The following is a 12,080-nucleotide window of genomic DNA, read 5'->3' on the forward strand; positions in this document are numbered from 1 at the left end:
GCATCTCTCAAGAAATCTGTCCGGCCCACTGTGCTGTTCCTCCGGCGCGGATCACAGGCAATGAGCCCGTGATCGCTGTTGCTTTGTCTGGCGACTCGCAACAGCATCGGCGCCTCGGGCACGGTGGGCCAGACAGATTTCTTGAGAGATGGCAGGATAGGCTAACGGTATACCATTAGCCGTTTTCGCCCGAGGGGCGATTGCCGAGAGGCGTGATCAGTGCCGGAATCTGTCACCGCTTATTCGCAGGCGTAGGGTCTGCCCGGACATGGACTTGGTCCTGGTAGAGTTCGTTCGGCGGCAGAAAGAGGCACCTCCTCACGGCGCAACCTTGAATCGTTAGTCGGTGAATCGGCGGGCGGGCAATTCCCCCGTTTCGCCAATCGGTAGAAGAGAGATCCGGCGTTCTCGCGTTTCGGCGGTTGGGCTGGTCGGTGGAGCAGCGAATAGGTTCGCCCGCGATTGTGCGGCTGGGATAATGGGCGATGGGGTGCTTCGCCAACTCCGCGCATCGGCGAACCGGCGATCGCGTTTATTACTCATCGACGATTTCGGCGAATAGGTGGTTGAGCAAAGCGGCGTTTTGCGGATTGCGCGTATGAGCCGGTAGGTGATTTCGCGAATCCGCGGTTCGGCGATTGCGCTGATGAGCGATCTTGCGAGTGATGTCTCGGCTACTTTTAGCGGGGAGGCTCTTACCTGCCATTTGCCAACGTAAGCCGCCAGTTCATCGGGCATTTCGTTGGGAACCGTCTGCTTGAGAAATTGCAGGAAAGCTGCCAGGCGTGCGCTGAGCAGACGTCGCGACGGATAGATCGCCGACAGTGCGAACTCAGATCATCAGCAGGTGCGGGTTCAAGACGTCGTTTGTGCGTGGCTGCGGGTGAGGCAAACGACCTTACGGCGAGCCTCGGTCTTCAACACGAGTCTTTCAGATGGTATGCCGCCCGATCAGAGGAGTCCCTGTCCGAGCGATGGAGGTTGATGATCCGAGCGGCATCTTTGAGGCTTATCCCGTGCTTCTTGGCGAAGTAGTCGACGTCATACGGATCGGAAATCTTCTTGCGTGTCTCCTGCTCGATTTGTTGACGTCGCTGCATAGAATCTCCTGAACTGATTGAGGGAAGGGTTCATGCAACGATGGCTGCTTCGTCGTTGTTTGACGATAGTGAATGCTATTCAGCAATCATCTTGGAGGCAGTTCCTGGCTGGCTGTGGCAGCGAAGACTCTGCCGCGTCAGCGGGAGGGACCGCTTCATCGGGTTTTGGTGCTTCCATTGATGTGGGCGGCGCCCCTTGCTCAAAATAACCCTCATGCGTCGGCTGTTGCGGCAGGTCGTCTCCGCAGCATTTGAAGCCCTCAGGCGGCCTCATCTGGTTGATAAAATATTATACTGGAGTATAAGTATAGCTCGCTGCGCGAGGGGTAAGGTCGGAGATCAGAACACCACCTGCGCGCCCTCTACGCTGTTAACAACCGGGTCTGCATCTGACACACAATCGATCCCTACTGACGAAGGAATGGTACAAAGTTGCGATATCCATCGATTGCCCGGGCTGCGGCGCACAGACCCGGTCCGCCGGCATTGTCGTCGGACCATCGAGCCTCGTCAACGCTGCCGACAGCTCTGAGAACGATGTTCTGAAGCGGCCATGGACACCGCTCGATGCCTTCGCATTCGTCGAGTCGCTCGGTGGTCGAACGAAGAATGTCGAGCAGTTCATTGTCAACCGCTTTCACAACGCGTTCGAATTCAGGAACGATCACTTGCTGGCGATCTGCCAGCACTGCGGGGAGAGTCTTTCACCTGCCGCTACCCGCTCTGTCGCCATGAACGGCTTTGTCCGCCTTGGGCAGAGACGTCTGCTGGTCAACGAACGGATGCTGCTCTTCGCATCGCACGTTGTGTTGACGGAATTCCATGGCGGCACGTCAATCGAGGAAAGCGGCCTGCCGCATCCAGATTACGCGCTCATGCTGATCTGCGATGCGGAAAGCACAGGCGGCGAAACCGGTACCGTCGAACTGTGGCACAGCATCGCGCGTAATGACTACGCCATCACTGTGCAAGGTCACGAAGGTCGGGAGATTTGCCGTGACACCCTCCATGATGACCTCGCCGTCGTAGTAGCCACTGTTTCCAATCTCGGACTGGTCCTGACGCAGCTCCACCTGGCACAGCCATCATCACCCTACTGCCGGCTTGCCCGTGATCTCTTCCTCGAAACCCTTGCCCATGCCGGATATCGGCAGGAAAATTAGAAAGCAACACGATGCGGATTTCCAAAACGCGATCGGGATCTTTGGCTATATTGATCCTGTTGTCCGGATGTGGCGACCTGACACACCCAACGCGACCGCTGCCCCCAGTCCCATTTGCTTACCTCAGCCTCACCGCTTGCAGAGCCTATGCCAGCAATATCGTCGAGTGCCAGCTTGAGTATGGTACACGGTTTGGACGCCAACGCCTCGGTCCTGTCCAGCAGACGGGTCTTAATATCAGTGGCGGTGACAGCCGCTATCAGGTCGCGTCCTGCTATCCGGTCTCGAGGATCCAGAGGGAATTGCCCAATTTCGTCTGCCGAATCTATGAGCCTCGATCAGGAACGGATGTCAGTCCGGTGTTGATCAAAGGAGGCACTGCGGTGCGCTTAGCGCGTGTTCTGGGCGATCGCGAACAGATCCAATATCGCTGGATGCCAGATAAATGGTCGCGGCTAGACGACTGAATTTGCTCAGGAAAAGAGCGCCCCGCCATCGCTATCGCTGCCAATAATTATACCGGAGTGAAATTTTAAGGTTGATTTCCGTAACGGAATGCAGTTCAAAATCTTATACCGCAGTATAATTATGAACTGGTTCGGCCATGGAACGAATCCCACTTCCGCCTGTGAAAACACCGCAAAAGGCATGGTCGCGAAGCACGCTGTGGGTTGCTGGAATGTCGACAATTCTGCTCACCGGTTTCGCTTCCAACTCCGGCGACAGCGATCTGCCCTTCTATTCAGGAACGCCTGCTCACGCTGGTGGGCCTGGCGGTATCACGACTGAGAAGGTGGGGAGAGTGGCAGCCCGGTTGAACCCAATCGCCGGGTCAAGTCTGGCCGCTGCAGCCAAGCAGCCGCCACAGCCGACAATCGATTGGGTCAGCTTCAGCCAGCGCTTTGACGCGCCGAACGATGAACGTCCGATTGGTGCCAGTGCTCTCCCATTGGAAAAGGTTGAAGAGTTTGATAACCGGCGTGCGGGTTTACCAGGAGAAGCGGCTGATACTGCGAATGCACGGCGCGATCGCACCGTGCATTCGCCAATCGGCGTCTTCTCTTTCGACCAGAGGCCAGCCACACCGGTCATTGATCCGGCGGCCGAACCAAACTTGGATGCCAAACAGTCGTTGGCGCCGCCTCGAGCTGATCTGCTTTCCGGCATTCCCGAAGAATATGCAAAACTGGCAGTGACGATCGCCGCTGCGGAAGAGGTTGACCCGAACTGGGTGCTCTCGATCATGCGGGCCGAAAATGCGAGCTACGATCCACGCCTCGTCAGTCCTGCCGGTGCCGTCGGTTTGATGCAGGTGATGCCGCGGATCGGCGCAGCCTTTGGTGCGAATGATCTCACCGATCCCGAACAGAATATCCGCGCCGGCACTCGATTCCTCCGTGTTCTCATCGACAAGTATCGCAATCCTGTGCTTGTCGCCTCTGCTTATAATGCCGGTGAGCCTCGTGTCGATCTTCGCCACTCCTTGCCGCTGATCCGGGAAACCGCGGACTATGTCACGCGTGTCGTCGGGTTCTACGTTGGCGCGGTGGCGACCGCTACGGGCATGCATGGCGGCCTGTTAGTTCCGTCGGAGTCCGGCTCGAAGCGCCGGGCAGGAACTGCCGACCGCGCGAAGTCGCCGATGCTTGTTTTTTCTGTTGCAGATCCGCTCACAGCGGCGAACCGCTCCCCCCAGGAAGACGGACCGACCCACGTTGGCGGTCCGGTTAAAATCGTCAAGGAAGAGGTGCATTGATGAATGTAATCGCAATGGCAGTCCTTTATGCCGGCGTCGCCTGGCGTTCGAGGGCAAAGCGCAAGTGGGTCGGCAATGCCGCGATGGTGTTGGCGACCAGCCTGATCCTGCTTGTCAGCCAGTTCGAACCAGCGGCGGCGCAGAACCTTGATGCGCTGCAAAATGCCGCTGACCGGCTGGTGCAGTTCTTTACCGGCCCCTTCGGCCGCTCGGTCGGAGCGATCGCCTTCATCGGCATGTTTCTGGCCGCAGCCTTCGGATACTGGTCCTGGGGCGCCCTGCTTCGGGTCGGGGGAAGCCTTGCCGGCATGTTTGCTGCCGCCGAACTGGTCGACTTCCTCGCTGGCAGTGGGTCGTAATCATGGCGGCATTCAGCGGCAACACCGACGGCGGGGACGACTACATCGAATGCCATCCGGTCATCCTCGCTCTGACACGGCCGCCGACGGTCATGGGGATCCCTTACACATACTTTCTGGCGGAATGCTTCATCTCGCTGATGGTGTTCATGATCTTAGGCTCGATCCTTTGGTTCCCGGTCTCCTTCGTGATCCTTCACAGCATTCTCTATGTGCTGACGGTGAAGCTCGACCTGTGGTTTTTCGAGATCGTCGGACGCCTCAGCATGTGCGGCGTCAATCCTCTGGGTCGAAGGCTCGGCGGTGGCATCAGGACCTATGGGGCGTGATCGATGGGCACCATGGCGAGATCGTTGAAAGGGAGCTTGTCGAAAGGTTGGGAGATATTCGCCGACCGCAGCATATCGACACACGTCCCGTTCTATGTGCCGATCGAAAACGGCATTATCCGACTGAAGAACGACTGCCTGGTCTCCACAGTGCAATTGACCGGCTTTTCCTTCGAGACCGCCGATATCGAGACGATCAACATGCTGCAGCGGCAGCGGAACGCCGCTTTCCGCGCGATTTCGTCGATCGGCAATTTTGCTCTCTACACCCATGTCATCAGGCGCAAGGTAGCGCCGTCGCTGCCATCGGCGTTCGCCGATCCCTTCATGCGGCGTCTCGATGACGTCTATCAGTCGAGCATCTCCAGGAACGAGATGTTCGTCAACGACACCTATGTGTCCCTTGTTGTACGGCCCTTGTTCAAGAAGGGTTCGGCGCTCTCCCGTGTCATGGGCATCGGCGGCGATGTCGTGCGCAGGGAGCAGTTTCGTGCGATGCGCGACAAGCTTGTCGAAGCAACAAGGGCACTGGAAAAATCGCTTGCCGCCTACGGTCCGAAAGTCTTGCGAGACGTGCGGCGCGCCGAGGTCGATCTTGGCGACGGAAAGACGATCTACCGGACCATCTCCGACGACACGATGCTTGAGGAAGGCACGCGAACAATCTGGTTCTCGGAGCAATGCGAGTTCTTCTACACGCTGCTGAACGGCGGCCGTGTCCGGCCGATCCGTCTCGGCAACATACCGATCGACGAGATGCTGCCGGCGCGGCGCACGTCGATCGGCAATCGGATCATCCATCTCCAAGGCGAAACATCAGGCGATGATCGCTATGCCGCGATGGTATCGCTGAAGGAATATCCGCCCGAGACCGGCGCCGGCATGCTCGACTACATCCTCAAGCTGCCCTTCGAGATGGTGCTGACCCAGTCGATGTCGTTCATCGACGACATGGCTGCGCGCAGCCGCATCGAAAGGCTCGATCGGCAGATGTCGAAGGCCGACGAGGGCGGCTCCAGCGTGCAGGCCAATCTCGACATCGCCCGCGACGAGCTTGCGCGCAAACGCGTTGCCTTCACCGAGCATCACCTCACCATCATGCCGGTCGCAAGGACGACGGCTCAACTCGACGATGCGGTGGCGCTGATCGGAAACGAGCTTGGGGCGCTTGGCGCCTCCTATGTTCGCGAAGATCTGAACGCCGAGCCGGCTTACTGGGCGCAACTGCCTGGCAACCAGGCCTATATTGCGCGGCGCGCGCTCATCTCGACGCTCAATTGCGCGGGCTTGAGTAGTTTTCACGCCTATCCCTATGGCAAGCCGGACGGAAACCACTGGGGACCGGCGATCACCATTTTTGAGACGACCTCCGGCACGCCGTTCTTTTTCAACTTCCACCAGGGAGACGTCGGGCACACGACGGTGTTCGGACCGACGGGTTCAGGCAAGACCGTTATCATGGCTTTCTTGATTCTGCAGGCCTACCGCGTCAGCCCGCGACTGAAGACGATCGTCTTCGACAAGGATCGTGGTCTCGACATCATGGTTCGTGCGGCAGGCGGGCGATACATGACACTCGAACCCGGCGAACCGGCGGGCTGGAATCCCTTGCTTCTCGACGACACCGAGGAGAACCGCGTTTTCCTGTACCGGCTTTTGAGCTTCATGCTGAAGCCATCGAAGGAAGGCGAGAGCCTGACGCCACAGGAAGAAGCGATCATCCGTAGCGCGATCAAATCCGTCCTTAAGACGAAGGACAAGTCGTATCGTCGTCTATCCTCGCTGCGGGCGCTGCTCGCTGGAAGCGAGAGGACCGAAGGCAGTCTGATCGCACGACTCGACAAATGGATCGATCGCGGCCCCTATGCCTGGCTCTTCGACAATGCCGATGACAATTTGGATATTTCGAGGCCGATGATCGGCTTCGACATGACATCGATCCTCGACGATCCGACGGTGCGTACCGCGGCCCTCCTCTACATGTTCCATCGGTTGGACGAGGTTTATGACGGGAAGGCGCCGATCATCAACCTGATGGACGAAGCCTGGAAGCTGCTCGACGACGACGAGTTCAAGCGCACCATGAAGGACTACTTCAAGACCATCCGGAAACGGAACGGTCTGGTGATATTTGGCACGCAGTCGGCCGACGACGTCGTGCAGTCCAGCGTCAGCCGCACGATCATCGAGCAAACGTCGACCAATATCTTCTTTGCCAATCCGAAGGCCGACGAGCACTCCTACATGGATAATTTCGGACTCTCGAGGGCCGAATTCGAATGGGTCAAGAACGGCGACCCGAGCTCGCGTTTCATGCTGATCAAGCAGGCGAAGAGCAGCGTGATCGCGCGTGTCGACATGTCCCACATGCCGGAATTCATCAAGGTCTTGTCCGGCCGGGAGGAGACCGTTCGCGAGGTCGAGATGCTGCTCGACGAATACGGAGACGATCCGAAGAACTGGCTGTCGAGATTTTGCGACTGGGAGGGAGAAGCGTCCGATGACCAACGCAAGACTTCCTGAGCTGGCGACGGCCGCCGTGCTGGCGCTGGCGACAGTGGTAGCCCCCGCCGCCACCCGCGCCCAGGTTCCGGTCATCGACAATGCCCGCCAGAAGATCCAGCAGGCGACCTTGAACTGGTACCAGGGCTATCAGGCAGATACCCGGAAACTGAAAGGCGCCTCGGGCGGAACGACGGACAGCGTGGCGCCCGGCCAAGGCTCAGGCGCACCCGCCGATTGCTCGGCAGATGGCATGAGTGGCGATACCGCACCGGCGGCATCATCGCAGCGGACGCCGAGTCAGCAGGAAGTCGCCCGCATGGTCGAGGACGAGGCGATCCGCCAGGGCGTCGATCCGAATTTCGCGCTCGCCATCGCCGAACAGGAATCGCGTTTCCGACAGTCCGCGCGCTCGGCGGTCGGCGCCACCGGTGTCATGCAGCTGATGCCAGGAACCGCAGCTCAGCTGGGCGTCAATCCCTACGATACGCGCGATAATATCCGCGGGGGCGTCAAATACATCAAGCAACTCCAGGGAATGTTCGGCAGTCGCTACGACCTGATCTCCGCCGGCTACAATGCCGGGCCATATCGCCAGTCGCTGCAGAATGGTCAGATCCCGAACATTCCTGAAACCCAGGATTATGTCAAAAAGGTCTCCGCCTACTACGGCCGCAACAAGGCGCAGAATGGCGACCGAACCCCACCAGCTGGCGACAACACCGAGCCCGAAAGCGCGAGCTACGGGAACGGTTGCGGTGAGCAGCTGAAAAAGGCTGTCGATCGCAACACGCAGGCGCAGGTCGAGCGCGGATCGGTCTGGAATGATCTGCTTGGGAAATCGATTGAAGCGAACCAGCAATATCTGCAGCGCCTGCAGGCCGGGCTGCAATCGTCATCGGCGAACTTGCGCGGCTCCGGTGGCGGCAATTCCAAAGATTTCGAGGGCTCGCTCGTCATGGCGCAAATCCAATGCCCTTCGACGATCGTCGACACCGGCAGCACCCGCTGCTTTGCCGTGCCGTCGAGTGCCACGACCGAGCAGATCCAGCGCTGGCTCGATGACCTGCAGGAACAGGCACGCGCCAATGGCACCATCGCGACCTTTTCGGCGATGCAGGATCCCGTATTGGGCCTGGTGACGGTCGTCGATGCCAGACCGACAGCAAACTGAATGGACAAGAGAGGTTAGGCACATGAAGACATTTGTCATCTCGGCAGCCCTTGGCATCGTTGCCGTCTCGCATGCTTACGCGCAGGTCCCGGTCAAGGATTCGGAAAACATCTCGCTTAGTGAGGACATCAAGAAACTGTCGTCTGAGATCCAGCAGGACACCTCGGTCGTCAAGGACAACACGACGAAGACCTTGCAGGCGATCACCGGCGATCGCAGTCAAGATGCCAGCCAGTTTGCCAAGCTTGCGACCGGCAATGGCTTCAGCATGGGGCAAGCGCCGGATTTCGGGAGGATCCTGTCGGGAAACCAAGCCGTGTTCGGCGGCATCAGCGGTGAGTTTCAGAATACGGCCGCCAAACTTATCAACGGCCTCAACCTGGTGAAGATGGTGGTCGATACCGTCAAGGGTGGAGAGCTCTCCGGCGCCAACCAGGCCTATTCGCAAGGGGTCAATGCCTTGACGACGATGACGGCGCTGACGGATGCGATGAACAGCGCCACCAAGGATCGGCAGAACTCGTTCATGCAGGCAACCGAGAAGATCGGCACGGCTCAGGATCTGAAGGGTGCGCTCGAACAAAACACCCAGATGGTGCTGCAGGGCAATCAGACCGCCAATGAGGCCGTTGGTTCCCTCAACAACCAGGTCATGCTTTTAAACCAGCAGTACAAGGCGGCGCTCGCCACCTCGTCGCAGAACCTCAAGACCTTCGCACCCCTTCCCGACAGCGTGATGCGTGATGGGGGCGGGGAGCAGCAGGGGGCCTCGGTTCGAGATCAGTTGAAGGCGTTCCAGGAGCAGGAGCAGTGAGGCTGACCCTCATCCTGGCATTTTGTTGCGCGGCCCTCACTGGCTGCGGCGGCAAATACGAACAACTGGCGAAATGCTCGGCCGACGAAAACCCGGTGCCGGCGCTCGGCTACGATAGAGCGCCGCAACCAGCGCGGCCGGAACAGGCGCTGGCGAGAGCCGTCACGGATGATTGCGGCCCGATGCGGCCTGTCAATTAGGATGCGACATGGATCCAGTCAGCTACGCGATCAATTTCTATGGCGATGCGCTCAGATATTTCGACAAGATCAACGAAGCCTCCCTTGAACGGGCCTGGGGCCTGTTTGCTCAACACAGCAATCTTGTCTCAGCCATCCTGGCGATCTTCCTGATCCTCTACTTCCTCTGGGGCGCACTCGGACTGTCTGCTGTCTCCCTCCAGGATATGGCGGTGACAGGTTTCAAGATCGCGCTGGCTTACGCCTTGGTCATGTCCTGGGCTACCTTCTACGACAATATCGGCCAGTTCGTGCTGTCGACGCCACAGGATCTCGGTTCGGCTATTTCCTCGGCAATGGGCGGCCAGTCGGCCGGTTCCGATCTGGCCCAGCAGGTCGCCAGCATGGCACGCAAGGTCTACGACTTCGCCATGCAGCTTTTCAATTCTTACGAGTCGGGATGGCTGCCGAATGTTACTGGCGCCGTGGTCGTGTTCATTGTGCTGGTGTTCGGTCTGCTGCCGATGCTGCTCATCCTCACCGGCGTCACGCTGTTTGCCAAGATGATCACCGCCGTCATGCTGGCGATCGGGCCGATCGCGATCCTCTGCTACTTCTTCGGCACCACGCGATTTGTCTTCGACGCGTGGGTGAGGGGCGTCGCCTACGGCATGTTCATGCTGCTCTTCACCTACATCATGGCCGGCCTGTCCTTCGGTTTTCTAATCGGCATGATGGACACCATCAACGGTGACATGGCGACCAAGGAAAATGCGCTGGCGATCGTGCTCGCCATGGTGCTTTACCTGGCGCTGATCTCCTATTTCATTTTTCAGGTGCCGGATTTCGCCAGAACCTTCTCCTACGGGACGGCAATTTCGGGCGTGCCGGGTGGAGGCGGTGTCGATACCGGTTACAGCGCCGCGCGCAGAACACTCGCATCCAGCAATTCGAGGGCCGGGCAGGCGGGAGCCGTCGCGCTTGGCATGCTGGCTGGACCGAGAGGCGCCGTGACGGCGGCAGCACTTGCCGGCCGCGGTAGTGTGGCAGGTGTCGGCGCGCTTGGCCGGATGCTGACCAATCGCCGCCGCAACAGCGAGTGAACGAGACACCGTTATTCGAGGGCAACACTTGGCATTGTTCAGAAGACAGACAACACCTGCGCCGACCGATCATGTCCCCGGGCCGCAGGAAATCTATGACCGGCACTTGTCCTGGGGCGAAAAGAACCGCTCGCTTCGGACCTTGATCGGTCTGATCCTGCTTGTGTTCGCGGTGGCCGGCTGGGCTATCGCCGGGATACTCTCATTTTCGGTGGCACAACTCTTCCCGCTTGTCCGCACCGAGGTCGTACCCCTGATCGTGGACAAGAACACCGGCTACATGGAGACGGTGACGACGCTCGACAAGGATCGGTCGAGCGTCTCGGAAATCCAGGCCGTTCGCGCCTCCTTCGTCGGCAACTACGTCATCCGCCGCGAGACCTACGACCCCCGCTATCTCTCGGATAACTTCGACATGATCGCGCTCTGGTCGGAACCGAACTCGGACGCCTTCAAGGAGTATGAGGCGTGGATGAACCCAAGCAATCCACGAGGGCCCGTGAAGACGCTTGGTGCCACCGGCGACATCCAGCCGGAAATCCTCTCGGTCAATCCTCTCAATGCCTCGACCATGGCGGTCCGATTTGAGACGCGGGAGCGCCAGCGCGGTGGCGACGTCGTCAATCGTTGGTCTGCCACGGTGCGCTACCGGCAGATCAATCTTCCCGCCAGCAACCGGGTTCGTCTGTACAATCCGCTGGGCTTTGTCATCACCGAATACGCGAGGGTTCCGGAAACCATGCCGTCGGGGCCCGCCCAATGATGAAATGGATGGCGGCGCTCTCATTCTTACTGCTGCTGGGAACCACGGTCGGTCATGCCGAACTGGTTGCACGTCCGGGAAGGCTCGATCCTCGGGTGCGCTCGCTACCCTATTCGGCTGAACAGGTTTTCCTGGTGACCGGCACCTACGGGATGGTGACGACGATCCTCTTCGGCACGGACGAAGAGATCACCCAGGTCGTTGCCGGCGACACTGTCTCCTGGCAGATCCTCACCTCGGCCGACCGGCGTTCCCTGACCTTGAAGCCAATGGAAAAGGACGCTTCGACCAATCTCTCCGTTGTGACCACCAGGCGGACCTACTCCTTTGATCTGCGGGTCAACGACAGCAAGGCGATCCAGAACCAGACCTTCAAGCTGCAGTTCACCTATCCCGAAGATGCCGGGCTGAAGGGGACTGCCGAGCTTTGGAAACAGGCGCAGGATGCTGCGCGCAATCCGAACCTCAAGAACATCCGTCGCGACAAGGTCAACTACGACTATGGCTTCAAGGGAAGCGATGCGGCAAAGCCGCTCTGGGTGTTTGACGACGGATTGAAGACCTTCATGAAATTCACCGGCGACATTCCGGCGATCTTCATCGTCGACCGGAAACGCCGCGAGAGCCTCGTGAACTACCGCCGCGAGGCCGATTACATCGTCATCGATACCGTCTCGCGGCAGTGGTCGCTGCGCTATGGCACCGAGGACGAGACCTGCCTGTTCAATCTGCGAACTGTTCCCGCCGATATTCCGGCGCCGATCGAAGGTGCGGTTGCGCCGAAGCGGATCGGTGCCGGCGGTCCCCCGCAACAAGCTCAACACTAGGAAAGCGCGCC

The 12,080-nt window shown here is 59.2% G+C and carries 12 protein-coding genes and 1 pseudogene; 11 read left to right on the forward strand and 2 right to left on the reverse strand.

What is annotated here, in order from left to right; all coding sequences use genetic code 11:
* Window positions 1-705 precede the first annotated feature (705 nt).
* Together FY112_RS38155 and FY112_RS38160 are read right to left on the reverse strand one after the other, a co-directional pair.
* A pseudogene (locus FY112_RS38155) lies at window positions 706-834 on the reverse strand (LysR family transcriptional regulator); the annotation flags it as partial.
* Between the two features lie 83 nt (window positions 835-917).
* Window positions 918-1,100, reverse strand: coding sequence for a hypothetical protein (locus FY112_RS38160; protein ID WP_029875109.1), 183 nt, complete (start codon window positions 1,098-1,100; stop codon window positions 918-920).
* Window positions 1,101-1,768: 668 nt separating this feature from the next.
* Between FY112_RS38160 and FY112_RS38165 the strand changes: the two genes are divergently transcribed.
* From FY112_RS38165 to FY112_RS29380, 11 genes are all read left to right on the forward strand, one after another.
* Window positions 1,769-2,263, forward strand: coding sequence for a hypothetical protein (locus tag FY112_RS38165; RefSeq protein WP_246700769.1), 495 nt, complete (start codon window positions 1,769-1,771; stop codon window positions 2,261-2,263).
* 679 nt (window positions 2,264-2,942) lie between these two features.
* Window positions 2,943-4,019 carry a transglycosylase SLT domain-containing protein gene (locus FY112_RS29335; RefSeq protein ID WP_151519900.1) on the forward strand — a complete coding sequence of 359 codons (1,077 nt, stop codon included), beginning with the start codon at window positions 2,943-2,945 and terminating at the stop codon, window positions 4,017-4,019.
* Window positions 4,019-4,378, forward strand: a complete 360-nt coding sequence (locus tag FY112_RS29340) for a TrbC/VirB2 family protein (RefSeq protein WP_064682858.1) — start codon at window positions 4,019-4,021, stop codon at window positions 4,376-4,378. The genes FY112_RS29335 and FY112_RS29340 overlap by 1 nt, the downstream gene beginning before the upstream one ends.
* A 2-nt stretch (window positions 4,379-4,380) precedes the next feature.
* On the forward strand, window positions 4,381-4,707 hold the full coding sequence (locus tag FY112_RS29345; protein ID WP_026154667.1) for a VirB3 family type IV secretion system protein: 327 nt from the start codon (window positions 4,381-4,383) through the stop codon (window positions 4,705-4,707).
* A 3-nt stretch (window positions 4,708-4,710) separates the two neighbouring features.
* Entirely contained in the window at window positions 4,711-7,230 is a 2,520-nt protein-coding gene (locus FY112_RS29350) for a VirB4 family type IV secretion/conjugal transfer ATPase (RefSeq protein WP_151519901.1), read from the forward strand.
* Window positions 7,208-8,383 (forward strand): transglycosylase SLT domain-containing protein, encoded by a 1,176-nt coding sequence (locus tag FY112_RS29355; protein WP_151519902.1) that lies wholly within the window; start codon window positions 7,208-7,210, stop codon window positions 8,381-8,383. The genes FY112_RS29350 and FY112_RS29355 overlap by 23 nt, the downstream gene beginning before the upstream one ends.
* Window positions 8,384-8,405: 22 nt before the next feature.
* On the forward strand, window positions 8,406-9,197 hold the full coding sequence (locus FY112_RS29360; RefSeq protein WP_151519903.1) for a conjugal transfer protein: 792 nt from the start codon (window positions 8,406-8,408) through the stop codon (window positions 9,195-9,197).
* Window positions 9,194-9,397 (forward strand): hypothetical protein, encoded by a 204-nt coding sequence (locus tag FY112_RS29365; protein ID WP_029875116.1) that lies wholly within the window; start codon window positions 9,194-9,196, stop codon window positions 9,395-9,397. Before FY112_RS29360 ends, FY112_RS29365 begins: the two co-directional genes overlap by 4 nt.
* An 8-nt stretch (window positions 9,398-9,405) precedes the next feature.
* Window positions 9,406-10,479: a type IV secretion system protein gene (locus tag FY112_RS29370; protein WP_029875117.1), complete on the forward strand. Its 1,074-nt coding sequence runs from the start codon at window positions 9,406-9,408 to the stop codon at window positions 10,477-10,479.
* Between the two features lie 106 nt (window positions 10,480-10,585).
* Entirely contained in the window at window positions 10,586-11,242 is a 657-nt protein-coding gene (locus FY112_RS29375) for a VirB8/TrbF family protein (RefSeq protein ID WP_246700770.1), read from the forward strand.
* 8 nt (window positions 11,243-11,250) lie between these two features.
* Window positions 11,251-12,069 carry a TrbG/VirB9 family P-type conjugative transfer protein gene (locus tag FY112_RS29380; RefSeq protein WP_225525179.1) on the forward strand — a complete coding sequence of 273 codons (819 nt, stop codon included), beginning with the start codon at window positions 11,251-11,253 and terminating at the stop codon, window positions 12,067-12,069.
* The last annotated feature ends 11 nt before the right edge of the window (window positions 12,070-12,080 follow it).

Source organism: Rhizobium sp. PEPV16, from assembly GCF_008919455.1.
Lineage (GTDB): Bacteria > Pseudomonadota > Alphaproteobacteria > Rhizobiales > Rhizobiaceae > Rhizobium > Rhizobium leguminosarum_Q.

Excerpts from the sequence above, each read along its gene's own strand:
- FY112_RS38160 (WP_029875109.1), bottom strand. The coding sequence starts at position 1,100 with ATGCAGCGACGTCAACAAATCGAGCAGGAGACACGCAAGAAGATTTCC.
- FY112_RS29335 (WP_151519900.1), top strand. The coding sequence starts at position 2,943 with ATGTCGACAATTCTGCTCACCGGTTTCGCTTCCAACTCCGGCGACAGC.
- FY112_RS29340 (WP_064682858.1), top strand. The coding sequence starts at position 4,019 with ATGAATGTAATCGCAATGGCAGTCCTTTATGCCGGCGTCGCCTGGCGT.
- FY112_RS29345 (WP_026154667.1), top strand. The coding sequence starts at position 4,381 with ATGGCGGCATTCAGCGGCAACACCGACGGCGGGGACGACTACATCGAA.
- FY112_RS29350 (WP_151519901.1), top strand. The coding sequence starts at position 4,711 with ATGGGCACCATGGCGAGATCGTTGAAAGGGAGCTTGTCGAAAGGTTGG.
- FY112_RS29355 (WP_151519902.1), top strand. The coding sequence starts at position 7,208 with ATGACCAACGCAAGACTTCCTGAGCTGGCGACGGCCGCCGTGCTGGCG.
- FY112_RS29360 (WP_151519903.1), top strand. The coding sequence starts at position 8,406 with ATGAAGACATTTGTCATCTCGGCAGCCCTTGGCATCGTTGCCGTCTCG.
- FY112_RS29370 (WP_029875117.1), top strand. The coding sequence starts at position 9,406 with ATGGATCCAGTCAGCTACGCGATCAATTTCTATGGCGATGCGCTCAGA.
- FY112_RS29380 (WP_225525179.1), top strand. The coding sequence starts at position 11,251 with ATGGCGGCGCTCTCATTCTTACTGCTGCTGGGAACCACGGTCGGTCAT.